This is a genomic window from Flammeovirga sp. OC4 (assembly GCF_000812565.1).
GTDB lineage: Bacteria > Bacteroidota > Bacteroidia > Cytophagales > Flammeovirgaceae > Flammeovirga.
On sequence record NZ_JTAM01000032.1, the window covers coordinates 13,174 to 39,754 of the forward strand.

The window sequence follows — 26,581 nt, forward strand, 5'->3', positions numbered from 1 at the left end:
CTTAGAAATTTAATCCAAAAAACTCTTCTAGCTTTTCAGCTACAAACTCAAAATGTTCTTCTCCTAATGCAGGGAACAAACCTATCCAGAAAGTATTCATCATAGTAATATCAGTGTGCTTTAATTCACCAACAACTCTATATTCCAAATCTTTAAAATAAGGCTGTTTAATTAGGTTACCTGCAAATAAAAGACGAGAACCAATTTTATGACTGTCTAAGAATTTTAATAAGTCAACTCTATTAACACCAGCATTTTCCTTTAATGTAATAGCAAAGCCAAACCAAGATGGATTACTGTTTTCTGTTGGTTCCGTTAATTGAATAAATTCTTCTAATGAGGATAATCTATTTTTTAAATAGTCAAAATTATCTCTTCTTTTCTGAATAAATTCTTCAACTCGATCTAATTGAGCTAAACCACATGCAGCTTGCATATCAGTAATTTTCAAGTTATAACCTGTATGAGAGTATACATACTTATGATCATAACCAAAAGGTAAGTCGCCGTGTTGTTGCTCAAATCGACAACCACATGTGTTGTCACAACCTGGTGCACAATAACAATCTCTGCCCCAATCTCTAAAAGATTCAGCTATTAGCTTGAGCTCAGGATTATTTGTAAATACAGCACCACCTTCACCCATTGTAATGTGATGAGCAGGGTAGAAGCTTAATGTTGCAATATCACCAAAAGTACCTACAAGCTGATCGTTATATGTAGCCCCTAATGCATCACAGCAATCCTCTACTAACCAAAGGTTATATTTATCGCACAACTCACGGATTTTACCCAAATTAAAAGGATTTCCTAAAGTGTGTGCTAGCATAATCGCTTTTGTCTTTGGTGTAATAGCAGCTTCAATCAAATCTGCATCAATATTATGTGTTTTAATATCCACATCAACAAAAACGGGTATGGCTCCAAATTGTACAATTGGGTTTACTGTTGTTGGAAAACCTGCAGCAACACCAATTACTTCATCTCCTTTTTTAATTGCTCTATCTCCTAATTTTGGAGAAGTTAAAGCACTAAATGCAACTAAGTTAGCTGATGAACCAGAATTGACAGATAAGCAATATTTAACACCTAAAAAATCTGCTAGCTTTTTCTCAAAAAGTTGATTAAAACGACCTGTCGTCAACCACCCATCTAAAGATGCATCAACCATATTTTGAAGCTCTTCTTTCCCGATTACTTTACCTGCAGGTGGGATAGGAGTACTTCCTCCTTCAAAAGCTACAGGAGCATATTTTTCATTAGCATACTGTTCAACAAGTTCACTGATTTGTTGACGTAATTCTTTTGCTTTATTTGATTCCATTATATTCCTTTCTGATATTTATCTATTTCCTGAATACATTGATCTTGCAAATTAGCACCACTTCTATAGGCTTGTTGCCAATTAATGATCAATGATAATGTATTTTCTAATCTCCACTGAGGTTCCCACTTTAAAATATTCTTCGCTTTTGAGCAATCTAATTTTAAGAAACCTGCTTCATGTGGATTACTGTTTTTATCTAATTCCCAAGAAGCATCATTCCCCCAAAGTTTTACCATTTTGTTGAGAATCCATTCTACAGATTTGCAGTCTTCGTCGAGAGGACCGAAATTCCAACCTTCTGCAAGAGAATCATCTTCAAAAAGTTGTTCTGCAAGCACAAGATAACCTGAAAGAGGCTCTAAGACATGTTGCCAAGGTCTTGTAGATAATGGGTTTCTGACTATTACAGGCTTTTTGTTTTCAAAAGCATTAAGAATATCTGGGATTAATCGGTCTTCAGCCCAATCACCGCCACCAATGACATTTCCTGCTCTTGCTGAAGCTAAATTAGCTGTATCATTAGTTGCGTAGAAAGATCTTCTAAATGATGAAGTAACTAATTCAGCACAACCTTTACTACTACTATAAGGGTCGTGTCCTCCCATAGGTTCATTTTCTCTATAACCCCAAGCCCATTCTTTGTTTTCATAGCATTTATCTGTAGTGACAGATACTATTGATTTTAAATTTGAGCAGTATCTAGCAGACTCTAACACATTTACAGTACCCATCACATTCGATGAATAAGTATCCACAGGATCTTTATAGGATAATCTTACTAATGGTTGCGCTGCCATATGAATCAATACATCAGGGTTAAATCCAATCATACTCTGTTTTAATTGAGATAGATTTCGAATATCACCGATTTCTGAATCCATATTATCTGCTATATTTGCTATAGAAAATAGAGCAGGGGAGGTATTCTCTTCTAATGCATATCCCTTGACTATTGCACCTAAGGATTGAAGCCATAGAGAAAGCCATCCGCCTTTAAAACCTGTATGTCCAGTTAAAAAAACTTTTTTCCCCTTCCAAAAGGTTGAGTTCACTTTTCCTTTAATTATACCCATAATTTCCAAGGTGCTTTTTTAGTTTTCCACAATTCTTCTAAATGCATTTTATCTCTTAATGTATCCATTGGTTGCCAAAAGCCTTCATGTTTGAATGACATCAATTCACCATCAGCAGCTAATCCTTTTAAAGGCTCTTGCTCCCAAATAGTATTGTCTCCTTCAATTCTTTCTAACACTTTTGGAGATAAAACAAAGAAGCCACCATTAATTAAGGCTCCATCACCTCTTGGTTTCTCCTGAAATTGTTTCACTTCGTTGTGTTGAATATCCAATGCACCAAAACGGCCAGGAGGGAAAGTAGCAGTAAGCGTTGCTTGTTTTCCGTGTGCTTTATGAAAGTCTATTAATTCCTTGATATTGACATCTCCAACACCATCACCATACGTAAAACAGAAAGCCTCTTCATCTTTTAAATATTTCCCAACACGTCCTAATCTTCCTCCAGTCATAGATGTTTCACCTGTATCCACAAGAGTCACTGTCCATGGTTCAGCACGTTTTTCATGTACTTCAATTTTATTGTCAATCATATTAAATGTAATATCAGACATATGATTGAAGTAGTTGGCAAAGTATTCCTTAATTACATAACCTTTGTAACCACAGCAGATGATAAAGTCATTAATGCCATAATGAGAATATATTTTCATAATATGCCATAGAATGGGTTTACCACCAACTTCGACCATAGGTTTAGGCTTTGTTACAGTCTCTTCACTTAAGCGAGTACCAAGACCACCTGCAAGAATAACAGCTTTCATGTTTTATTTATGATTATTAGTTAGTGCAGATAAATGCATCTGCATAAAAGTTTTCCTCTTTTAGTTTATTTTCAATTAATAAACGCTTAGCGTCATTAATCATTTGATTTGATCCACAAGCAAAAACTTGAGAAGATTGTAAGTCAATTTGATCTTCTAATAAGATACGTTGTATATACCCTTTTTTACCTTTCCAAGTGTTATTTGGTCTTGATAAAACAGGTGTAAACGTTAAACTGATATTTTTGAAGTTAGAAGACCAAAATAGATCCTCATTGTACCTAGCTCCGAAATAGACGTGAATACTTTTATTTTCAACAACATCAGGACTTTCGTCAAAATAGTTTAGTATAGCATTAATAGGAGCAATACCAGTACCTGTAGCTAAAAGTATAATGTTCTGAATTTCTTCTTTAGGTCTGTAAAAGAAAGTGCCTAAGGGACCTTCTAATCTGATTAAATCATTTAGCTTAGCTTCATTGAACCAATATTGACTCATTAAGCCACCTTCATAATTTTTAATATAAAAAACTAGGGTTTTATCAGCGTTTACTTTTGCGATAGAGTAACTCCTTTTCGTAGTTCCTTTTATTAAATTCACATATTGTCCAGCATTAAACTGAAAATTAGCTGTTGGAGGCAAACGTAATTCTAAAGCAACTACATCGGATGTTAGTTTTTCAATTTTATTGATCTTAGAAGGATAAATTTTAGACTCATATATCGTAATATATCCTAAATCTTCTATGTCTAATTTTAGATCAGATTTCGGTATAGTATTACAGGAAAGTATATAATTATTATCTTTTTCTTCGTCTGTTAGAATAAGGTCTTCTTCTATTCTTTCTGTTTCCCCTTCTAGTACTCTTACCTTACATGCACTACATCTAGCTTTTAAACAGCTATGTTCTAAGTGTATGTTTTTCTTTCTTGCTGCATCAAAGATGCTTTCATTTTCCTCACAAGAAAATGACTTATTATTTTTTAATGTTATTTGATACATTTTATTTTCCAATACAGCTAACTGTAAATCCTATCTCATTTAGTTCCTTTTTATTAAGGATATTTCTTCCATCAAAGATACTAGCAGGTTTTAAAACTAACTTATATATATGTTCCCAATCATAATTAATAAACTCATCCCATTCCGTGAGTACAGCTATCGCATGAGATCCTTTTGCAGCTTCATATGGATCATTTACCACTTTCACTCTTTCTTTAATTTCTTCTGGTGAATGTGTATTTAAATATTCTAAATCAGCATAAATTCTTTCAGCTGTTACTTTTGGGTCATAAACCACAATATTGGCCTGTTCATCTAGTAAATGATCAGAAACATAAATGGCAGCAGATTCACGAGTATCATTCGTATCTTTCTTAAAAGCCCAACCATAAAACGCAATATTCTTACCAGATACAGTATTATAGGAGTTCTTGATAATGTTATCAGCAAAACGACGTTTTTGATAATCATTAAGTTTAATTACTTGATCCCAGTATTCTGCTACTTCATCTAGACCATAGGATTTAGCGATATATACTAAGTTTAATACATCTTTTTGAAAACAAGAACCACCAAAACCTACAGATGATTTTAAGAATTTTGATCCTATACGAGAATCCATACCGATAGCTCGTGCAATTTCATCCACATCAGCTTCTGTTTCCTCGCATAAAGCGGACATTGCGTTGATAGATGAGATACGTTGTGCTAAGAATGCATTTGCGGTCAATTTTGATAACTCGGAAGACCAAACATTAGTTTGTAATACTTGATCTTTAGGAACCCATGCTTCATAAATTCCGGATAATAAATCTTTCGCTTCTTGTCCTGTAGGTGTGTCATCACCACCAATTAATACACGGTCAGGGTTCATTAAGTCATCAATTGCAGTGCCTTCTGCGAGAAATTCAGGATTTGAAAGGATTTCAAAGTGAACCCCATTTCCTGTACTTGATAAAATACTCTTTAAGGCTTCTGCTGTTCTAACAGGAAGAGTAGATTTTTCAACTACAATTTTATCATCAGTAGCAACCTCAGCAATTTGACGTGCACATAGTTCAATGTATTTTAAATCAGCGGCTTGTCCTTTACCCTTTCCGTACGTTTTTGTAGGTGTATTGACGGATATAAAAATCATATCAGCCTCCTGAATACCTTTTGCGACATTAGTGGAGAAGAATAAGTTTTTATTTCTAGTTTGGGCAACTACTTCAGCTAATCCAGGCTCGTAAATTGGCAATAGATCTAGATCTTTATTATTCCAGTCATCTATTCGTTCTTTATTAATATCAACAATATTAACTTTAATATATGGGTTTTTTAGAGCAATTACAGCCATCGTAGGCCCCCCTACGTAGCCAGCACCAATGCAACAAATATTTTTAATTTCTTTCATTTTATTTACACTTATGCTCAAAAATTTTAAGAGCATTTGGTGGGATTATATTAGTACTTGTTTCCGTTAATTCAGAGTATTTTACCTTGCGGACTAAAGTATTTTCTACTTTATCAATAAGTTTATTTAAGTAGATATGGTCAAAATTTCCTTTTATTAGTAACTCAATTGTGCTACTGTTGGTGCCTTTTGCTATCTCACCTATAAGATAAACTTCTTCGATGCTTCCTAGTTTTTTTAGTACATTTTCAATAATTATGTCCAATCCAACATACTTTTGAACTAAAGAATGTAAATCATTGAATAATGGATGAGCAGTATTAACCTTGAAAAATTTTTTATTTCCTCTAAATGTGGAATCTAACATGTTTGCTTTTTCCAAACGATTTAACTCTACTCTAATGGAGTTTGTTGATTCTGAAAGTTCTATGGCTAACCCTCTTAAATAAGCTGTATTATTGGGATTAAGGAAAAATTTCAGAAGTAGTTTTAATCGGGTTTTTGAAGTTATTAATGCTTCTAGCATTTAATTGGAAAATAAATGTAATTTGAATTCAATACGGCTTCGCCACGTCAGTCACATTCAGAATGCCGTGACTTCTTTATCGATTTAATGAATGTAAATTAAATATGAGTAAAATTTTTATACAAATCATTTTGAAGTTATTTTGAAGAATTACCGTTAAGATGTTGAATATCAGTATTAAAATAATAAACGTTTTAAGTACCCTATTAAATGATTGTAGTTGTGTTAATGCTTTTTGGTTTATGAAATGAGTTTAGAACTTTTCCTTTCAGTGTTGTATTTTAGAAAACCTACTATGATATTCTAGGTTATGAAATAATAGTTTTGATAAGAGAAGTGTAGATTACTCGATTGATAATTCATATTAACTTTTCAACTAAGTATCGTTGTGATATTTTGGACTTGTAGTATTTATTAGAGTGTGTTGGAAATAAGGAGATATAGTTTTTTATTAATTTCCTAAGTATATGACAAAAAAAATGACTCTCCATGAAATTGATTAAATTTGAATTTCGACATACAAAATTTATCAATTATGGAAAGTCAACACGAATATACGAAATTGTTTGAAAAAATAAATTCACATATCAAAATCAACAAGGCTAGATTAGATTGTTTGACATGTCTAATTATTTCAATGCTCAAGAATCAAACTGTAAATTATAATAAGTTAGCTCAAGGGGTAGGTAACTATTTAAGTGTTGTTATACCACTTATCTATTAATATTTGTTCTTTTTTAGATGGACGTCCTTTCTTTTTAGGGGCGTCCATTTTTTCATTGATCTATGTATTGAAGTTAGTTCTTCAAAGGTAAGTTTCTGACTTACAATACCGTATGCTTGTGCAGGTGTTTTCTTCAATGATTGATGCACTCTGCAAAAGTTGTAAAAACCACCAAAAAGATATAACCACTTTTCTGATAAGCTCGTATTTTTGACCGCTGATCTACTTCTGCGTGTGAAAGTATGTATACTACTTCTCATTGTCGCATTAAATCTTTTAATAAAAGCAGTATGAATCACCCCCTTATAATTTAATTTCTTCATGAGAAAGGGGATTGCTTTGGGTGTACCCAAAGCAATGTTACAATGATTAATACCATAGCATAAATAACGCTTTCCTTTTCGAACATAGTTTTTGACACATTGTACTAAGACTATATTTTTAGGAAAGAAATAGGAAGACCTTCCTGTTTTACCATTTCGGGGAATTTTCTTATAAAAATGTTTTCTTATACCTGTTTTGTAACTACTTAATCCATCTGTCGTAATAAGTAAAAACTTCTTATGATCACAACATTTTGATACTAAACTGCATAAGTTATCAATTAAAGAGGCATTCCTACTTGTACTGACATGACCTCCTAGCCATAACTTATAAGTTGATGATAATGCACTTGTTACCCAATGTTTTCCTCCAGGAGCAGTGGTATATAATTCATCTAATTCCACTTTTTTGTGATCAATTGGTCGTACGACCAGCTGATGATGAATATTTTCAAAATGCGACCCAAAATCAATAATCCAATTATTGATAGTTTCTCGCCTATGTGAGAATACTTTTTCAATGGCATGTAATGGGCATTCATAAAGTATCAATATTAAAATCATTTTTATGTGATCCATGGAATGACGCTTGCGAAACATGGGAGTCAGTGCTCTTATCGAAAAAGTTTTACCACATTCCTTACATTTTAATCGGCCTTGTTTAAAATTATGACCAATTATATTACCTTTATTGTAGTGTCCTCAAGCATAGCAGTGTTCGTTTACACAACAAAAATCCTGAGTGTTTATTTGTAAGCAGTCGGCCATCCCCATCTATTCTCCTTCAAAATCCTGACCTAATTTTACGTCATCATTAAACGTAAAGAATTATGTCAAAGCGAAAGGAAGAAATGTACACTCACTTAGAAGCATTTCAAAACAGTGGTTTAACTCAAAAAGCTTATTGCGAGCTTCATTCTATTAAAGTTACTACTTTCAGTTATTGGATCACCAAGAAACGTCAAGAGGAAAATGAGGATGATCAAGCTCATTTTATTCCGGTCAGATTCTCAAAAACAGTAGCACAGAAAATCACCATCGAATACCCCAACGGTGTAAAAGTACATTTGTCAGACCGTGATTTATTACAGGAAGCAATCCACATGTACTAATGTTATCACTCCGCAATTCAGACTGCATCTATCTGTACAGTCAGTTTACAGATATGCGAAAAGGGTTTAATGGGTTAAGTAATATTGTCATTTCTATCATGGGTATAGATGTAACTGAAGGTGGTATTTTTGTATTTATCAACCGGAGTAAGGATAAGTTAAAACTTCTCCGGTTTGAAAAGGGAGGTTTTTGCTTATACTATAAGCGGCCGGAGAAAGGTAGATTTGAGTTGCCAAAAGGCTTTGGCCAGTAAAAAAATATCACTTTAACTTCCACTGAAATAATGATGATAATAGAAGGTGTTTCTTTAGATAAAAGAGTCAAAAAAGTGCGTTTTTAGTATCAAAATCACTATTTTTGTAGTGTGAGTAAAGATGATAAAATAGCGAGTTTAGAAGAGGAAAACACATCATTAAGTGAGGAGAATGTAGAGCTGAAAGAACGGTTAAATAAGCTTCAGAGTTTACTTTATGGTTCAAAATCAGAGAAGCGTAAGCAAACCGATATACCCGAAAATCAGCTGTCTATTTTTGTAGAGAAGAAAGGGTAAACACCTGTAACTACAGAACATGTAACTGTTCCTGCTCACAAATGGAAAAAGAAAAGTAAACCTGTACGAACTGCATTACTTAATCATGAATTGAACGGGTGGCATAAAGTAGGCGAAGATATTACAGAAGTGCTAGAATGTGAACCTGCCCGTTTGTATGTTCGCAGAATTATCCGTCCCCGCTATGTTCGTGATCTGGAAGATGGAGACAGTGAATTTAGTCAGGCGGTGCTGCCTTCTGATTTACCGTTCCCCAAATCAAGTACATCTGCAAGTTTAGCCGCCCAAATGATCATCAGTAAATTTGTAGATCATATTCCTATTCATCGTTTCATTAAGCAGTTTGAAAGGCAGAATGTTTACCTTAAAAACACCACGCTGATCGATTTACAGAAAAAAGTAGCAGATAAGCTACGTTAAGTCCTCTTTATGAAGTGCTGACCCAAAAAATACAGCAAAGCAGCTGCCTTCAAATTGATGAATCGACCATAAAAGTGATGGGAACAGGTAAAAAAGGAAAGCCACATCAAGGATATATGTGGTATTATCTTGATCCTAAAGAAAAACTGCTCTCGATTCATTATGCAAGCGGCCGAGACTGGAAATACCTGAAAGAACATCTTCAGAATTTTGCAGGATACGCCCAAACCGATGGCTACAAGGCCTACGATTATTTTGATCAAACAACAACAATTACACAGCTTAATTGTTGGGCCCACGCACGTTGATACTTTTTTGAAGCCCATAAAGGAGGTGATAAAAGGGCCTTAGAGGCTGTGAACTATATTGGTAAACTCTATGAATTAGAGAAATCTCTCAAGGATGAATTAAACCCAGAAGTAATTTATCAGCAGCGACAAAAATATGCTCTAGAAGTTGTTGATGAGCTTTTTAAATGGGCCAAGCAACAACATGTCTTACCTAAAAGTCAACTAGGCAAAGCTATACATTACCTTCTGAATAGAGAAAAAGGACTCTGTGTTTATCTTGAAAAAGGACAGCTGTTGATCGATAACAATCCTATTGAAAACAAAATTCGCCCCCTAACTATCGGACGAAAAAATTACATGTTTGCTGGCAATGAAGAAGGAGCAAAACAAGCCGCAAAGTTCTATGCCTTTTTTGCTACGGCTAAAATGAATGATATTGAACCTTTTGAATGGCTGAAATCTACTCTTGAAAGAATAGACGATAACCCTATCAATAAAATTGAGGATTTATTGCCTGTAAAAGTACAGGATGCGGTTTAACCGACTACTTACGCTTATTTGCATTGTAATACAAACTAATTACTCAGGATTTTATTTTTTGATGACTAACAACACTTAACTAGTGTGCTACCAAAGAATGAGTCGTAAAGGCAATTGCTAGGATAACGCAGTAGCTGAAAACATCTTTTTAAAATTCTAAAATCAGAAATGGTTTACCATAAGTATTATTACTCTTTCAAACAGGCTAGAAATGACATTTTTGAATTTATTGAAGCTTGGTACAACAGAAAGAGAATTCACTCTGTTTTGGGTTATAAATCTCCAGAACAATTTATGGAATTATATAATCAAAAGGTAGATTAAGTTTTTAACCGAAAAAATAATGTGAATTCACTAACTTAACCTGTTAATAAACCATGATATCATTCCTGCTTTTTTAAAAAATAGAGGACTATAGTTGCTTCAATTCTTCTCAAAGAATAGAAGAATGTATTTTTCTCAACTCAGAACTTTTGAATTAATAATATTTAAGAAATCGAGCTTGATTTGTACCTAGTTTTTATGTTGTAACTTAAATTTTGGTAAGCTAAAACCCTGAAAAAGCTAATTTAGACATTTTTAGGGCTTTATCATATGTTTTCTCTTGTGTGAAATTTAGGTTTTCAGTTAGTTGACTATCTATCAGGTCTTCCTAATTATCTTTGAGTTGCAAGTCTAGTATTGGACTCTAATCTAAAGGTTTTATATAGGAATTATTTTTACAGTGTTGAAACGTCATTTGGTGAACAAGTCACCTTAATATTTAATTCAGGTAAAATAACCTCTAGTTTATTTTTTTTGATTGATTGGATTAATCCAGATTGATTTTTTAAAGTGTTACTTTGTAATAATACTCTATCCCCTTTATTTAAACTTTCTAACTTTATTTGTGAAGTATCTGAAGTGTTATTGATAAATTTTTTAAAATCATTCAATTGCTCTTCATTAATTGTGGCAGGTCTTCCTTCCCAAAATATAAAGTTAATAACTCCAGGATCTTTAATTACTTCCCATCGTTCTAATTCATTCAATTGAATAAACACATAGGAAGGTATGATAGGTAAAGTGACTTTTTTCTTTCGGTCACTCCATTGTCTTAATGTAGTAAAAGTAGGGCAGTAAGTAGAGAATCCTTTTCTATTTAAACGATCAGCAACTTTTTTTTCTGACTTTGGTTTGGTGTAAATTACCATCCATAGCCTTGTTTCTTTGATGGTCATTTAGAAGTTGTTTTATTTAGTATTTATAATTAATTAAACATCATTGTTTTTATATTTTAATCTAAAAACAATGATGTTTATCATATGAGGATTGAGGTGTGATTAAATTAACGCAAAATACGCATGCCTGGTATTCTATAGGCAACACCAATTTGCCCAGTTAAATATAAATCAACAGGCAATGCTTGAGATCTGTAACCATCTAAATCATTACTTGTACTCATTCTACCTAAAGTCTCAGCGTTAAGTATCCAATTTTCGGAAAGTGTATATCTAAAACCTATACCTCCATTTAGTGTACCTCCAACCTTATTAGCTGAAATTCCACCTACATAGTTTTGAACATTTGCTACAAATAATCCTGTGCCGCCCATAAGATACCAAGTGAATAATGAGCCTTTTCTTTTACTATACGGTGATCTTTTTCTGTTTCTTTTATTTACACCGAGATCATAAATAAAAAGAGGAGCAACATCGAATAAATAAGTTCTGAAAGCCTTTTGTCCTGTTGTTTCAGAGTCAGAACGTTTATCTTTAGCAGTTAACATCATTAAGGAACCTTGAGCTCTTATATGCCATCTTTTGGATATTTTAGTTTGAAGATAACCGGTTAAAGCAGGGCGAGCTGCAGTTATATCAATTTTACTTAAACTTTGATTTGCATAACCTCCAGAGTGATAGGCAAGTCCTAGATTTCCCCCAATTAAGAAGTAATTTGTTTTCTCAATTAAGTTTAGCGAACGATGAGATTGTGCAAAAGCACCTATATTTAAGCAAAGTAGTATTGGAACTAGTAGTAAGGATTTCATTGTATATATCAATTAAATATTTTTTGTTCTAAAATGTATTAAAATTACTTTTCCAAGTAAGAAATATAGTCTTTTCCGTAGTAAGAGTATTGATATCCTCCTTTTCTACTCATATTTACATCCGTCATAAATAGTGCCATTTTGATATCTTTTGATGGTAAAAAGTTTTGTAATGCTCTTTCTAATTGAGATTTAGGTGTTCTTCCTTGACGCATTGCATAACAAACAAGGTCTGCCTTTTCCATCATTTTTCTTGCGTCAGAAACAATACCAATTGGAGCAGTATCATAAATTACAATGTCATATTTTTCATTTAATTCCTTCATTAAATCATTCATTTTTTTTCCTTGTAATAATTCTGTTGGGTTGGGTGGAATAGTTCCTGATAGTATCAGGTCAAGATTTTCATTATTTGTTTTTTGAATGTAATCTTCAATTACTTTACCTGAACTTAGATAATTTGAAAGGCCTATGTTTTCATTGTTTTTTGGGAATAACTTTTTAAATACAGGTTTTCTCAAGTCTGCACCCACTAATAGTACTTTTTTATTTAAAATTGTATAAAAATTTGCAAGATTAGCTGAAGTTACACTTTTTCCTTCACCGCTTATAGAAGAAGTAATAAGTATTGTGAATTTTTCTTTATCACCGAGCATAAACTGTAGGTTTGTTCTAAAATTTCTATAGCTTTCAGCTGCCAAAGAACGTGTAAGTGGGTCCAATAGATAAGTAGTATCTTGTGTGATAATATTTCCAATATAAGGCTTATCACAAATTTCTTTAACATCGACCTCGTCTCTTACTTTTGTGTCAAATAACACAATAATATATAGAATGCCTATAGGTAATGCCAATCCTAATATTAGCCCAATTAAAACGTTAAGTTTGCGCTTAGGGAATACTGGGAATTCACTACTTTCTGGAATGGAAAGCATTGTATAATCACTAATTGTACTAGCAGCTCTAATACTGTACTCAGCTTGTTTTTCTAATAATAACTTATATAATTGCTCATGTGTTTCAAAAAGGCGTTGGTAATCTTGTAAAGTCTTTTCTTCTGATAGGAGAGTATTTGTAGATTGGATCGATTTTCTTAACTCAGAATTTAATTCCTCTAATTGAATATTTAAAGCTTTCTTAGTACTTCTGATAGCATCCGTAATTTTTAAGCGTAAGGACTTCAATGCTTTTTCTCTTTCTATGGCTTCTTCTTGATACAGGATCGACTTCTTAAGCCTTTGATTTGATAGAGCATCTTCTAACTTCATTTCTGAATAGATACTCAGCATCTCAGTTAATTGAGATCCCGTTATTCCATAAGCTTCGGGCATTAAAATTTCTTCCTGCCCACCAGAGTTCATATTTGTTAGTAAGTAATCACAATAACGAATACTTAACTGTAATTCATTACGTTTATCGTCTAATTTGTAAATTTTCTCAAAAACTAACTCTGCACCTCCAGCTAATTCCGTATTTTCAGTTTTTAACTTGTAAACCTGATTAGCAATTAATTGCATGGAGTCGGAGATGATTTGAAGCTGATCTTGAATGAATTTTGCTGATTGTTTAGTAGCGAAGTTTTTATCTCTTATGTCTTTTTGTTGTACTGTTGTTACCAATTGATTGAGGATGTCCTTTTCTTTGCTAGGAATACTACCTTCTGTTTTTAATTGTATGAGTGGTAAATCAGTATTTTTTTCACCAAGAATATTGAAAGCAATCTTTTTTCTCAAGTTTCTTATTTCTACATCATGCGAATTGATGATAAAAAAAGTTTCATCTTTTGTATCAAAAGGTATATTTTCTTTTATTATTTTAAAATTAAAGCCATTAACGTTGTAGTTCTCTGAGAATCTAAATGTTTTTCCTTCAAAAAAAATGGCTGAGGTGTCACTGTTTACAGCAAGTTTGTAATTATTGTTATCTTCAAGTAATATGATATCAATTCTTTCATTGGAAGGTTTCCAAGATGAATTTATATTATATTTTAAAGTATAAGGTCTATCATTATAAAGTTCAATAACTTTTATAACATTTTTGTGATAGTAGTGAATATTTAAATTTAGTTTATCAATCAAATTATATAAAACCTCATTTGATGTAAAATACCTTTTTTCATATTCAAGGTTAATCTTACTAAATTCTGCTCCCATAGCATCAATTGGCAACATCGAAATGAAATCAGATGAGCTATTTTTAGATTCAGTACTTTTTTTAACTAATTCAGTTGTTACTGACCAGCGGTTCGTCTGATATAGGCTGATTAATATAGAAAACGTTAAACCTGCTGAAACAGATAGAACAATCCATTTCCACTGTTCTAAACAGAGGTAAAACCATTTTTTAAAATCTTGTATAGCCTTATCTTCGGGATCTGATTGTATTTTAGAAAAATAATTATCTTTGTCCTTTAACATAATTTTAGCGATTAACAGTAATTAGGGTAACGATAGAAACAAGCATAGCTGTGACAGAAGCTACGATAGATACATTCTTTTGAACATATTCAAGTGTTGGTCTTCTTTTTATAGGAAGAACGACTAAAACATCTTCTTGTTGAAGATAATAGTAAGGACTGTTAATAAAGGACTCTTCATTTAAATTAAGATAAATAGTTTCTACGAATTGACCATTCTTTCGAAGTAATTTTATTTTGGCTCTATCTCCGAATTCTTTTACACCACCGGCTTTTGCTACTGCTTCTAAAATAGACATTTCTCTACTAAAAGTTCCATATATTCCTGGCTTCGAAACTTCTCCAAGAATAGAATACCTAAAATTTAATAATTTGATTCTTACGGCTGGTTCATCCATCATATCGTTAAGAATCTCTTTAATTTTAAATTCAGCTTGGGAAAATGTCAAACCTTCCAATTGAATTTTACCTATCAGGGGTAGATCAACATAACCATTCTCGTTTACTGTGTAACCTAATAAGCTACCTTGTTCGGGATGCTGTATATTTGCAACATTATTTCCTGCAACATTTTCAACATAAGCAAAAGGGTTATATTCAGGAGGAGTAACAGTCTTTACTTCAACTAAAATCTGATCAAAAGGTCGGATAGTATTTAATGCTAAAGGTACTGAAGGGGTAGTTCTGTAAACAGAATCGTATACTACCTCGTCCTTGAGTTCTCCTTCGTGTTTTAAGTAAGTTAATTTCTTGTTTGAAACACAGCTGCTTACACACAGGGTAAGTCCTATCAAAAAGTATAAAAGGTTCTTGGAATTCAAGTGTTTATTAATTTAAAAAGTTTATCCAAAAAAGTTTTTGTTTCTGAAAAGTGAAAAACAATATTGATAACTGAGAGCTTTTCAAGAACTATTCAAAGTTACAATAATCGGATATAAAAATCATATATTTTATCTTATAACAGATTACATTTAAAGTAATAGTAGAACAATTCAATTAATTGAAATGAAATATTAAGCTCGTTATCAGTCTCTTTAGTAAGAATTTTCAATCATCTGTAATATTTAAAGTTGCAATATATTCAAAAAAATTAATTTTGTTAAATACTTCGAAATAATGTTCATTTAAGTTTTACATTAAATTGCTGATTAAATAACGTGATTATTCAAAATCTAGTATAAATCAAATTAGAGTCCATTTTAGTTTAAATACTACTCGTTTAAAAAAAATTAGCACTAACATCTTGTAGTATGTAATAAATAATGTTTTTTTAAGTCATTTGAATAAGGCTTTTGAGGTCATATTGAGGATATGTTTTGATATTAGTTTTTACTTTTTTAAGATTGTGTTACATAAAGTTGATACTCATGGCTTGTGTTTTAATTCCTCTGGATGAGTTAAGTTATTAAACTTCATCTCTAAAATTCATCAAAAATCAATAAGGAAACTTGTCTAAATTTCTAATACTCCTTTTCTTTTTTTTCATTTCAAATACCATAATCGCACAAACATCACTATTAAAAGAAAAATGGGTGGGAGTTGAAGGAGTGTACCTTGATTCGAATGCCATCTATTTATCTTCTATTAAAATCAAAAAGACATCTCCAGATGACTTAAAATTAAATTTTAAATTAGAGGGTAATAACTTTCTTATAATATTGGATAAAAATGGAGATCCTATCTCAGATAAATCAATTAGAGCCTTAATTGAATATAGAACTTATCCAGAGCGTTTATCTAATATTTTTCATCATCGATCTCAAGAGGTTTATGAATCGGGTGGGTATGGTGTTGATCACTCTAATGAAAGATATATTTTAGAGATAGAGGAAAAACAAAAAAAAGAAGAATTATTTAGTGCTCCAAACATTGAGAAAACAGGTAGTATTTCTAGAGGGATTTCTATGGGTAATTCTCAGGATGTTTTTGTGAATTCAGCAATGAATCTTCAATTACAAGGTAATATTACTGATGATGTAAAACTCACTGCAATTTTAACGGATCAAGATTTACCTTTTCAACCAGAAGGAAATACACAACAAATTCAAGATTTTGATAAAGTATTTATCGAGTTGGAACATAAAAATGCAGAATTAACTGCAGGTGACATCGTGATGAAAAATAGTCCTGGAGTCTTCCTTCGTTACAACAAAAATGTCCAAGGGGGACAAGCAAAGTTGATGTTGGGAAACGATTCTTCTAAAGTTAAAACAGTGACGAAAGGGGGGATTTCAATAGCAAAAGGACAGTTTTATTCTGCACAAGTAACAGCATTAGATGGTGTATTAGGCCCTTACAGGTTAAGAGGACCTAATGGAGAAACCAATATTGTTGTCATAGCCAATTCAGAAAAAGTATATATTGATGGGGAGTTATTGGAAAGAGGATTTGATGCCGATTATGTTATTGACTATAATTTAGCTGAAGTCACTTTTACTGAGAAAATACTGATAACACAATATACTCGTATCAGAGTCGATTATGAATATGCTACCCAGTTTTATAGTAGAACCATTACGGAAGCTAATCATCATATGACGAGTAAAAAGTGGGATGCCTATTTTAATTTCTATCAAGAGAAAGATGATAGAAATAGTAGTTTATTTTACACATTGTCAGATGATGAGAAAAGAGTACTTGCCGGGATTGGTGATAGTTTACAAAATGCGGTGGTTCCTGCTATTGATACCGTTTTGGAGTTTGATCCCAATAGAATATTGTACACAATAGTGGATACTTTAACAATTGATGGACAAAATATACAATGTTTAAGAAGAGCAAATGAAGGAGACTTTCCTTTGTATAGTGCAGGTTTTTCAGATGTAGGTCAAGGGAATGGTGATTACATTTTAGATCAAGTAACATCTTTTGGTCGATATTATAAATGGGTGTCGCCAGAAAATGGTATTCGTAAAGGCCGTTATTTACCCGTCAGAAGGCTGGTTGCCGCTAATAGTAAACAAATGATTACTGGTGGAGGAAGTTATAAAATAACAAATCATGAGACTATTGCTTTTGAAGGAGCTTTTTCAAATCGAGATGTTAATTTATTCTCATCAATTGATAATGAAAATAATCATGGAAGTGCAATTAATGTTAGTTTAAAATCCGAAAATCGTCCGGTTGGCCAGAACTATCTGATATCATCGCATGCCACATTCATGCATATTGACAAAAATTTTAATAGCATAGACCGGTTCAGATCGATTGAGTTTGATCGAAGTTGGGCTTTAAATTATGACAACCTTCCTCAAGAAGAAGAGATTTATTATGAAGGAGGGGTGAAGCTGAATGATTTGAAGAAAAGGGGCATCTCGTATCATTATTCGAAAAGAGATAGAGCTAATGTAATAGATGGTTACCAACAAGGTGCTAATATTAATTATCATATCAGAAAGTTACATTTTAATGGTGATGTGTTCAATATGCATTCTAAACTTTTAAATGAAGGTCAAGATGCTAATTGGATAAGATGGAATGGAGCAGTTTTTTATAAAGGTGACTTTATTGTCCCTGGTTATAATTATAATTCAGACAAGCAGGCAACTAAGGAGTCAGGGTCTGATTCTGTCGTTTATTCTTGGATGAATTTTCATGAGCATCAAGCTTACTTAAAAAGTGGTGATAGTTTAGATTGGAATTTTAATTTTAATTATTCTTACAGGGAAGATAATGCTCCTCGAAATGGTAAGATGGAATTACAAACTATTTCCAATACCTATCAGTTAAATGTTGGCAAATCCGGTAAGAGAGGAAACATACAGTTAGGAGCCACTTATAGAAAATGGTCAGATTATTTTACTACCACTCCGTCAAACGAAGAATCTGTACAAGGGAGGCTGTTAGGTGGTGTCAATTTCGGGCAAGGTATTGGGAAATTTAATGGCACTTACACCGTCTCTTCGTCAAGAGAATTGTTAAGGGAGTTTGTTTATGTCCGAGTGGAAGACGGAAGGGGTACACACACGTGGAGGGATTTAAATGGGGATGGAATTCAGGATCAAAATGAATTCTTTCTAGCTCAGAATCCTGATGAAAGACAATTTGCTAGGTTTTATACACCAACAGATGATTACATTCCAGCCTATCGATCCACTCTTAACTTGAGATTAAATTTGAAAGCTCCTAAAAAATGGACTAAAAAAGATGCATTAAAGAAATTGGCATCGAAGTTCTCTAATAATGCTTCAATACTTGTCGATAAAAAAAGTTTATCAGATGATATATGGGGTAGGTATTCACCATTTCCTGGAAGTGTGAATGAAGAAGAAATGTTGGCTTATAATTATGCTTTTCGAAATACCTTATTTTTTAATAGAAATAACCCTTTTTATGGAGCAGACTTTAGAGTTGTCTCATTAGAAAATACGCAATTACTCACACAAGGCAGAGAATTAAGGCAAGACATCAGGTATACCCTAGGTGGTAGGGTGAATGTAAGTAAAATGTTGACATTGAAATTAGAGGGATATCAAAGAAAGATTACTTCAGGTTCAGATTATTTAGAGGATCGGAATTATTCTATTGATGAGCTAGGAGTAACACCATCTATTTCGTTTCAACCATCTATCTTTATGCGTTATTCTTTAGGTTATAGCGTAAAGAAAAAGTTAGGAGAGCTTAATTCAGAGACGCGACAGGAGGTATCCCAAATTCAAGAAACCTCATTTGAAGCAAAATGGAATAAGGCTTCGCTTTTTTCAATTACTGGAAGGTTTTCAGCTATTTTTCAAAATTATGATGGGGTACCCAACTCAGCAATTGGATATGAAATGTTAGATGCACTCAATGAAGGTGTTAATTTAAAGTGGAATATCTCTTGGACGCAAAGTTTGTTTAATGGAATGCAATTAAGGGTGCAGTATGATGGACGAAAATCAGAAAATTCAAACAGTGTACACATCGGTAGTATGAATTTAATTGCATTGTTCTAACACTCTTTTGTCTCTTTTTTTATGAAAAAGCCTTTAAATGATTTGTTAATGTTATTAAATATTAGCATTTTTAATTAAAACTTACTTTTCATAATACGTCCAAACTTACGTAAAATTAAATCATAACTATGAGTTTTATATCTGTATTAGATGCATTTCAGAAATGGGAAAGAGAGACACCCAATCAACCTTTTTTGCATCAAAATATTCATGGTAGAAAAATTACATTGTCCTTTCAAGAAGCCGGAGACCAAATCAGAAGAATGGCCACTGCATTACAGGAGATGGGAATTGAAAAAGGAAATCATGTAGCGATCTTGTCCAAAAACTGTTCTCATTGGATAATGGCCGATCTAGCTATTTTAATGGCAGGTGGTGTCAGTATCCCAATTTATCCTACTACAGATAAAGCCACTATTCAATTGATTTTGGAGCATAGTGAGTCTAAAGCGATTTTTGTAGGTAAGTTGGATGATTATGCTTCTCAAAAAGATGGAATACAAGGTATACCAAAAATTGGAGTTGAGATGCATGGTGTAAATGAAGAATATGGATGGGATAAAATGGTAGAAGGTTCTTCTCCAATCCAAGATGTTTACAAGCCAGCAAAAGACGATTTAATGACTATTTTGTATACTTCAGGTACAACGGGTAACCCTAAAGGTGTAATGCATAGTTATGGAAGTGTTGAATTTGCTGTTGCTGAATTTGAACATCACTTCACCTTGCCAAGACATCCAAGGTTTTTTGCATTCTTATCTTTAGCACATATTGCAGAAAGAGCTGCTTATGAGTTTATTGGAGTTTATCTAGGAGGAAGTATTTCTTTTCCAGAGTCGCTAGAGTCATTCCCCGCAAATTTAGCAGAAGCAAAACCTCATATGTTCTTTGCCGTACCTAGAATTTTCCAAAAATTCCAGGAAAGTATCTTGAAAAAGATGCCTCAAAGCCGATTGGATCTACTGTTGAAAATTCCAATAATTAATAATGTAATTAAAAAGAAAATTACTTCAGCTTTAGGTTTTCAGGAGGCAGTTTCGGTAATATCAGGTGCAGCACCAATCTCTCCAGATTTACAAGAATGGTTTAAGAAATTAGGTATCGATGTCAATCAAGGTTATGGTATGTCTGAAGATGTTTGTGTGTCACACATGAATTTCCCCGGTATGAACAGAATTGGTACTGTAGGCCAAAAATACGATCATATTAAAACGAAACTTTCAGCGGAAGGTGAAGTATGTCTACTAAGTGATTGCTTGACCTTAGGATATTTTAAAGATGAGGAGAAAACGAAAGAGCTTTTTGATGATGAAGGGTATTTAAGAACGGGGGATCTGGGTGAATATGATCATGATGGTTACCTATCAATTGTAGGTAGAGTAAAAGATCAATTCAAAACTGATAAAGGAAAATATATTTCGCCCAATCACCTTGAATTACCACTTTCTGATAATGCCAACATTGAGCAAGTTTGTGTTGTAGGTACTGGAATTCCGCAACCTATTGCCTTGATTGTTCCTTCAGAAATAGGAAAAGAGCTTTCGCAAGATGCTTTAAGAACTTCCATTCAATCTTCATTAAAGAGTTTAAATGGAACACTTCCTAATTATGAAAAAGTAGCAAAAGCTATTGTGATGAAGGAAGATTGGACGATTGATAATGGTTTGTTGACTCCAACTTTAAAGTTGAAAAGAAATCATTTAGAAAAGATACATAGTCCTTATTACAGTCAATGGTTTGATAAATCTGAGACAGTAATATTCGAATAATATTTTATTTGACTTAATGAATCGCCCCATAGTTTTATGGGGCTTTTTTATTTTTTATCATATTTAATAACTATTTCAAATGAGCAACTCACAATTATCCAAAACCTTAACACCTCTCATGCTTTGGGGATTAGGTGTCGGTTATGTCATATCAGGAATGTACTTCGGTTGGAACCTAGGTCTAGCAGAAGGAGGTACATTAGGGTTGGCAATTGCCACATTCTTTGTTATTATCATGTATGTGACCTTCACACTCTCCTACACCGAGCTTTCATGTGCTATACCCAAAGCGGGTGGAGCTTTTGAGTATGCCCACAAAGGATTAGGAAAACACTTTGGATTTATTGGTGGGATGGCTCAAAACATAGAATTTATTTTTGCTCCTCCAGCTATTGCCGCAGCAATAGGCGCTTACCTTCACCTTTTATATCCAGACATTGATGTTATTTATTTCTCCATCGGAGCTTACTTTATTTTTACAGGCATTAATATTTTTGGAGTTCATTTGGCAGCTTCTTTTGAGCTAATCATTACAGTTTTAGCCGTATTTGAGTTATTACTTTTCGCTGGCTTCACTTTGCCTCATTTTGAAGTTGAAAATCTAAAAATGAATGCTTTGCCTTTTGGTTATGAAGGAATATTTGCGGCTATACCATTTGCTATCTGGTTTTTTTTAGCCATTGAAGGAATAGCGAATGTAGCGGAAGAAACGAAAAATCCACAAAGGAGTATTTATTTAGGTTTTGGTTCGGCCATTGCCACTTTAGTCTTTTTGTGTATTCTCACATTTCTTTCTGCAGTAGGAGTAGGTGGTTGGGAAAAAGTGGTGTATCCATCAGGTTCAACAGTTGCTTCAGATTCTCCTTTGCCATTGGCTTTAGGGCAAGTGGTAAGTGAAGGACATTTTCTTTATAAGTTGCTAATAGGAATAGGATTATTAGGATTGATTGCATCTTTTCATGGAATTATCCTGGCAGCAGGAAGGTCTACTTTTGAGTTTGGAAGAGTAGGGTATGCTCCAAAGCAATTAGGGAAAGTGCATCCGAAATTTAAGACACCAATGAATGCTTTAATTGTCAATATGTGTATAGGGATTGTAGCTCTTTTTACGGGTAAAACGGGAGAAATTATCACTATAGCCTGTTTTGGTGCTTTAACATTGTATATTATTTCGATGTTAAGCTTATTTGCTTTGAGGAAAAATAAACCGGAGCTAGAGAGGTCTTATAAAGTGCCTTGGTATCCGATCACACCTGCAATTGCATTAATAATTGCTACTGTATCAATACTTGCTATGACCTATTATAATTTAGTATTGGCAGGTATATTCATTGCAATTTTAGGAGGGAGCTACTTGTTATTTATTTTATCTCAAAAAGAATATCATAATGAAGAAATAGGAGAATTAGGCTAAACATAAAAAACCGGAATGAATACTGAATTTCATTCCGGTTTCTTACGTCTAATATTAATTATTTCTAATTGTGGTCGTAAGCTCTCATTTGGTACTTAGCAACCCATTTTTTATTTCTTTTATCAATGTAGTCATATCCTAAAGTTTTGAATTTATAAGAAAAAATATCTTTCTCATAAGCTACTTTGGTACCTCCTACTTTTTTCTGAACATAGCCATGTTCGTTGACTAATTCTTGCATGTAGGAAACGGAAATATCACGTACATCTTCTTTTGAGTCTGCAACAAATTGGATATCGAAGCCAATTAATTTTCGTTGAGCATTGAATTTACATTTATAAGCCACATAATAGCCCGACATATTTTTCTTGTATGCCTTTAATCCATCATAAATAATAAACTCTTTCTTATCTCTGTCATCTTCCTTTTTATAAAGCTTCTTAAATGCTTTATAATCCATTTTATAAGTATACTCTTTATCTAAGAGTAGTTTTTCTTGAGCAAATAAAGATGTTGTAAACAAGAGAAAGAAAGAAAATAGTGCTAATACTTTCATTGAATTTTGAGTTTTGTGAAAAATTAAATTTACTCCATTTCAATTACGTAATGTAAATATATTTGTTGAAATAATTGGAATATTTGTCCTTTAATGACAATTGATTTCCATCCTATGACAAAATATAAAGAATTCATAGTCAACTCTTAGTATCTCAATCCTTCCTGGTGCAAAAAGATTTGAAAATTTATGGAAGGAGTTGATTATTTTAGCGGTAAGAATCATTTAAAAAAAATATAATGATAAATATAAAAAAGCGAACAAGGGCCTATGATGGGTTTCTAAAAATAGATGTAGTTGAATTTGATCACCAAAAGTTTAATGGATCCAAGTCTGATGAAATCTCAAGGGAAGTAGTAGTTAGAAATGAAGCTATTGCAGGTTTATTTTATAATACAGAGGAAGAGAAATACTGGTTTGTTGAGCAGATAAGAATACCGACACTGACGGATGATAATCCCAATGGATTGTTGATGGAATGTATGGCAGGGATGGTAGATAAAGGTGAGACTTCAGAACAGGCATTACATAGAGAAGCAAAAGAAGAAATTGGCTATTCATTAAAAAATGTTCAGTATTTGTCTACTTTTTATTCAACTCCAGGAGGATGTAATGAGAAGGTAGCTTTATTTTTTGCTGAATTAGATGAACAAATTGCTGAAGGTGGTGGTAATTTGTCGGAAGGAGAAGACATTCGTATTGTGAAGTATACTTATGGGGAATTAGTGAATTTATATCAATCTGACAAAATAAGAGACGCTAAAACTTTGATTGCTGTCCAATGGGCAATGCTTTCAAAAATGACAGCCGAACATCTATAATGATTAGTACTTAACAAAGCTCAATTCTAATTTGATTTACCAAGTAAGAGATTAGTTTTGCAAAAATTTTAGGTCACTCAATATTTTGTGCTAACATGTTGTCATTAAAAGCCAATCAGAGAAAATTTTATAAAGAAATTTGGGACGTCGCATTGCCAATATCCATGCAAAGTCTTTTGCAGTATGCATTAGGGATGGTAGATCAGGTGATGGTTGGTCAATTAGGTGAAACTATTATAGCATCAGTAGGATTAGGCGGAAGGCTTACTTTTGTCTATATCGTAGGTGTAATGGGACTAGCCAATGGTGCGGGTGTTTTTATTGCTCAATATTGGGGTAAAAAGGAAAAAGATAAGATTAGTTATCTTGTTGGAGATTTATTGAAAATTGGTTTTCTAGTCATGCTTTTGGGAATTGCATTGAGCGTATTTTTCCCTTCACAAATCTTATCCCTTTTTTCAAATGACCCTGAAGTAATTCATTATGGAGGTTTATATCAACAAATTGTAGCGGTAGGTTTCCCTGCAATATTGTTAAGTGGAGCCTACAGTTCATCTTTAAGAAGTATTGGTAAAGCAAAGTTGGTAATGCAATTGAGTTTTATCAAAGTAATAGTCAATACTGTTGCCAACTATTGGTTGATCTTTGGGGGATTTGGTGTTCCAGCTCTTGGAATGGAAGGTGCTGCTTGGGCTACAGTCATTTCAATGTGGGTGGAGGCTATAGCACTTTGGGGAATCATGCAATGGAAAAAATACCCTGGCAATGTAAAACGAATTCATCTTTTCCATTTTGATAAATCAACAATCTATCCTCTACTAAGTGTAAGTGCTCCATTAATTGTTGGTGATATGTCTTGGGCTATTGGAGAGACCTGTTATTCTATGATTTATGGTAAAATGGGTACAGTGGACATTGCGGCAATGACGATGACACTACCGTTACAAATGTTGAGTGTAGGTTTCTTTATGGGGTTAGCTTCAGCTGCTGCTATTGTGATTGGATATGAATTAGGACAGAGTAATATTCTAAAGGCAAAAGTGTATGCGACAAAACTCTTGAAACTGACATTTTTATCCTCACTGTTGGTCGCGTTATTTATTGCAGTTGTAACGCCTTTTTACATCAAATTATATCAGATTACAGATGAAGTTGCGATAATTACCATTGAGCTATGCTACATTTTTGCATTTTTACTTCCTTGTAAAATGTCCAACTTTATAGTTGCTGCAGGAATCTTGAGATCGGGAGGTGATACGAAATTTACGACTGGATTAGGTATGTTTAGTACTTGGATATTTTCCATTCCATTAGGAGTGATGGGAGCCTTTGTATTTGACCTTTCTATCTTTTGGGTTTATATCATTGTTTCCTTAGAAGAATACTTGAGGCTAGTGCTTTATTTATGGAGGAAAAATTCAGGGAAATGGGCGAAAAACCTAGTAGGTAATACACAATAAAAAAGCCTTTCAATTGCTTGAAAGGCTACTCACATTGGTCTACTATGCACCTGTAATACCAATTGAGCTTTTAATGTTTTTCTTATTTAAATATACCAAAAAAAATAACCAAAAGCTAACCCTCTAACATTAATTATATATTTCTTTCAAAAGAAAATTACTTCAGTCTAAATCATTCCTCAAACCCACTGCAATTTGATTTGGTCATTTTTAGATGCTCCGAAATAACAGTTATTTTTTTTGTGATCTTTTCTCTTGCTTCCTCTTTAGAATAATCAAACTTATCAGCAATAAAGTCTACCAAACATTCTGTCTTATTGTTATAAATTTCCATGAGATACTCCGCATTTAAAACAAGAGAGTGACAGTTTTGCTCAATAAGTGCATCGTCATAAAGCCTTTCTGATTTTACAAATGCTGAAATGGCTTGTGTACAGCTCATTTCACTTACTGCTGTTTTGGTCTTGAAAAGATTGAAGGTTTTCAAAACATCAGGGTGACAATTACTTTCCAGAATGATTTTTCGAGCTTCAATAAATGTTGCAATTTCAGCATCAACTTTCGCTTCTGAAGAGCTTTCTGCGATACAACTTCTATTTTCTTCAAGGTAAGTGATATAAGAATCGATTGCCGCTTTTATATCTTCACAATTACGACTATCAAAGGCATCATAATAAGCCATTTTATAATCATATTTAGTGGCAGCGATAGAATCTTCTGAACATGGATTTGTATCTCTTACAGTACTAGAACCAGCACATTCATCGTATTGGGTTCTTACTGTTTTCCATTGTTCCAATTCTCCATTGACAAATTCAAGAGCATTGATTGTACTGTCTGCTTCCGTAAAAGAGGCAACAACACAAGCCTTGTTATCTTCTACAAAAACAATAGCAGAATCAAGAGCTTCAGCAATAGCGATACAATCGGATGTGTCGGCTTGAGCAATGTCATTAATTAAGATATTGTATTGTCTCAAAACGGGTGCAGTAGAGCAATCTGTTACTTCGTTAATTAAATCGCAAGCCATCACAATAAAAGGAGTAATAACGAGAAGGAGTAGCTTTTGGTTTTTCATAAAAAAATTAGGTCTAACAGGTTTCTTACTTTCGTTAACAGTAAAGTAAGATGTC

24 protein-coding genes and 1 pseudogene are annotated in these 26,581 nt (G+C 33.2%); 12 read left to right on the top strand and 13 right to left on the bottom strand.

Annotation, left to right across the window (positions count from 1 at the left end; all coding sequences use genetic code 11):
* Position 1 precedes the first annotated feature (1 nt).
* The 7 genes from rfbH to PL77_RS17750 form a co-directional block, all read right to left on the bottom strand.
* On the bottom strand, positions 2 to 1,324 hold the full coding sequence (gene rfbH / locus PL77_RS17715) for a lipopolysaccharide biosynthesis protein RfbH (RefSeq protein ID WP_044208239.1): 1,323 nt from the start codon (positions 1,322 to 1,324) through the stop codon (positions 2 to 4).
* Positions 1,324 to 2,400: a CDP-glucose 4,6-dehydratase gene (gene rfbG / locus PL77_RS17720; RefSeq protein ID WP_216595918.1), complete on the bottom strand. Its 1,077-nt coding sequence runs from the start codon at positions 2,398 to 2,400 to the stop codon at positions 1,324 to 1,326. Before rfbG ends, rfbH begins: the two co-directional genes overlap by 1 nt.
* Positions 2,391 to 3,164 carry a glucose-1-phosphate cytidylyltransferase gene (rfbF, locus tag PL77_RS17725; protein WP_044208242.1) on the bottom strand — a complete coding sequence of 258 codons (774 nt, stop codon included), beginning with the start codon at positions 3,162 to 3,164 and terminating at the stop codon, positions 2,391 to 2,393. The genes rfbG and rfbF overlap by 10 nt, the downstream gene beginning before the upstream one ends.
* Positions 3,165 to 3,180: 16 nt before the next feature.
* Positions 3,181 to 4,167 carry an FAD-binding oxidoreductase gene (locus PL77_RS17730; protein ID WP_044208245.1) on the bottom strand — a complete coding sequence of 329 codons (987 nt, stop codon included), beginning with the start codon at positions 4,165 to 4,167 and terminating at the stop codon, positions 3,181 to 3,183.
* A gap of 1 nt (position 4,168) precedes the next feature.
* Positions 4,169 to 5,563, bottom strand: a complete 1,395-nt coding sequence (locus PL77_RS17735; protein ID WP_044208248.1) for a nucleotide sugar dehydrogenase — start codon at positions 5,561 to 5,563, stop codon at positions 4,169 to 4,171.
* A gap of 1 nt (position 5,564) precedes the next feature.
* Entirely contained in the window at positions 5,565 to 6,089 is a 525-nt protein-coding gene (locus PL77_RS17740) for a hypothetical protein (protein WP_044208250.1), read from the bottom strand.
* Positions 6,090 to 6,809: 720 nt separating this feature from the next.
* Positions 6,810 to 7,700 (bottom strand): hypothetical protein, encoded by an 891-nt coding sequence (locus PL77_RS17750; protein WP_156152412.1) that lies wholly within the window; start codon positions 7,698 to 7,700, stop codon positions 6,810 to 6,812.
* A 266-nt stretch (positions 7,701 to 7,966) separates the two neighbouring features.
* On the opposite strand from PL77_RS17750, the gene PL77_RS17755 reads away from it, so the two are divergent.
* From PL77_RS17755 to PL77_RS31535, 7 genes and pseudogenes are all read left to right on the top strand, one after another.
* Complete coding sequence (locus PL77_RS17755; protein WP_044208259.1) at positions 7,967 to 8,248, top strand: hypothetical protein; 282 nt, start codon at positions 7,967 to 7,969, stop codon at positions 8,246 to 8,248.
* Positions 8,248 to 8,502 carry an IS66 family insertion sequence element accessory protein TnpB gene (gene tnpB, locus PL77_RS17760; protein ID WP_044208263.1) on the top strand — a complete coding sequence of 85 codons (255 nt, stop codon included), beginning with the start codon at positions 8,248 to 8,250 and terminating at the stop codon, positions 8,500 to 8,502. Before PL77_RS17755 ends, tnpB begins: the two co-directional genes overlap by 1 nt.
* Positions 8,503 to 8,613: 111 nt before the next feature.
* Positions 8,614 to 8,799, top strand: a complete 186-nt coding sequence (locus PL77_RS17765) for a hypothetical protein (RefSeq protein ID WP_044208265.1) — start codon at positions 8,614 to 8,616, stop codon at positions 8,797 to 8,799.
* A 90-nt stretch (positions 8,800 to 8,889) separates the two neighbouring features.
* Positions 8,890 to 9,219 (top strand): transposase, encoded by a 330-nt coding sequence (locus PL77_RS17770; protein WP_044208268.1) that lies wholly within the window; start codon positions 8,890 to 8,892, stop codon positions 9,217 to 9,219.
* A gap of 14 nt (positions 9,220 to 9,233) precedes the next feature.
* Positions 9,234 to 9,836, top strand: a pseudogene (locus PL77_RS32400) (IS66 family transposase); the annotation flags it as partial.
* A 30-nt stretch (positions 9,837 to 9,866) separates the two neighbouring features.
* Entirely contained in the window at positions 9,867 to 10,049 is a 183-nt protein-coding gene (locus tag PL77_RS32560; RefSeq protein ID WP_371199243.1) for a transposase domain-containing protein, read from the top strand.
* A gap of 153 nt (positions 10,050 to 10,202) precedes the next feature.
* Positions 10,203 to 10,373 (top strand): IS3 family transposase, encoded by a 171-nt coding sequence (locus PL77_RS31535; protein WP_256380346.1) that lies wholly within the window; start codon positions 10,203 to 10,205, stop codon positions 10,371 to 10,373.
* Positions 10,374 to 10,768: 395 nt separating this feature from the next.
* Here the strand turns inward: PL77_RS31535 and PL77_RS17780 are convergent, their stop codons facing one another.
* The 4 genes from PL77_RS17780 to PL77_RS17795 all read right to left on the bottom strand — a co-directional run bounded on the left by PL77_RS17780 (position 10,769) and on the right by PL77_RS17795 (position 15,315).
* The gene (locus PL77_RS17780; RefSeq protein ID WP_044208271.1) at positions 10,769 to 11,269 is read right to left on the bottom strand and encodes a UpxY family transcription antiterminator; all 501 of its coding nucleotides are present in this window, start codon (positions 11,267 to 11,269) and stop codon (positions 10,769 to 10,771) included.
* 107 nt (positions 11,270 to 11,376) lie between these two features.
* A complete protein-coding gene (locus PL77_RS17785) occupies positions 11,377 to 12,078 on the bottom strand; it encodes a hypothetical protein (protein ID WP_044208273.1) in 702 nt (233 codons plus the stop codon).
* Between the two features lie 44 nt (positions 12,079 to 12,122).
* On the bottom strand, positions 12,123 to 14,495 hold the full coding sequence (locus PL77_RS17790) for a polysaccharide biosynthesis tyrosine autokinase (protein ID WP_044208276.1): 2,373 nt from the start codon (positions 14,493 to 14,495) through the stop codon (positions 12,123 to 12,125).
* Between the two features lie 4 nt (positions 14,496 to 14,499).
* A complete protein-coding gene (locus tag PL77_RS17795) occupies positions 14,500 to 15,315 on the bottom strand; it encodes a polysaccharide biosynthesis/export family protein (protein ID WP_044208279.1) in 816 nt (271 codons plus the stop codon).
* A 711-nt stretch (positions 15,316 to 16,026) separates the two neighbouring features.
* Between PL77_RS17795 and PL77_RS17800 the strand changes: the two genes are divergently transcribed.
* From PL77_RS17800 to eat, 3 genes are all read left to right on the top strand, one after another.
* Positions 16,027 to 19,428, top strand: coding sequence for a hypothetical protein (locus PL77_RS17800; protein ID WP_044208281.1), 3,402 nt, complete (start codon positions 16,027 to 16,029; stop codon positions 19,426 to 19,428).
* 128 nt (positions 19,429 to 19,556) lie between these two features.
* Entirely contained in the window at positions 19,557 to 21,197 is a 1,641-nt protein-coding gene (locus PL77_RS17805) for an AMP-binding protein (RefSeq protein ID WP_044208282.1), read from the top strand.
* Between the two features lie 79 nt (positions 21,198 to 21,276).
* Complete coding sequence (gene eat, locus PL77_RS17810) at positions 21,277 to 22,611, top strand: ethanolamine permease (protein ID WP_044208285.1); 1,335 nt, start codon at positions 21,277 to 21,279, stop codon at positions 22,609 to 22,611.
* Positions 22,612 to 22,675: 64 nt separating this feature from the next.
* On the opposite strand, the gene PL77_RS17815 is transcribed toward eat, so the two are convergent.
* Complete coding sequence (locus PL77_RS17815) at positions 22,676 to 23,167, bottom strand: hypothetical protein (RefSeq protein WP_044208288.1); 492 nt, start codon at positions 23,165 to 23,167, stop codon at positions 22,676 to 22,678.
* A 239-nt stretch (positions 23,168 to 23,406) separates the two neighbouring features.
* Here PL77_RS17815 and PL77_RS17820 point away from each other — a divergent pair, with 239 nt between their 5' ends.
* Entirely contained in the window at positions 23,407 to 23,988 is a 582-nt protein-coding gene (locus PL77_RS17820; RefSeq protein ID WP_052444528.1) for an NUDIX domain-containing protein, read from the top strand.
* Positions 23,989 to 24,083: 95 nt separating this feature from the next.
* Positions 24,084 to 25,448 (top strand): MATE family efflux transporter, encoded by a 1,365-nt coding sequence (locus tag PL77_RS17825; RefSeq protein ID WP_044208291.1) that lies wholly within the window; start codon positions 24,084 to 24,086, stop codon positions 25,446 to 25,448.
* A gap of 172 nt (positions 25,449 to 25,620) precedes the next feature.
* Here the strand turns inward: PL77_RS17825 and PL77_RS17830 are convergent, their stop codons facing one another.
* Entirely contained in the window at positions 25,621 to 26,526 is a 906-nt protein-coding gene (locus tag PL77_RS17830) for a hypothetical protein (protein WP_156152413.1), read from the bottom strand.
* Between the last annotated feature and the right edge of the window lie 55 nt (positions 26,527 to 26,581).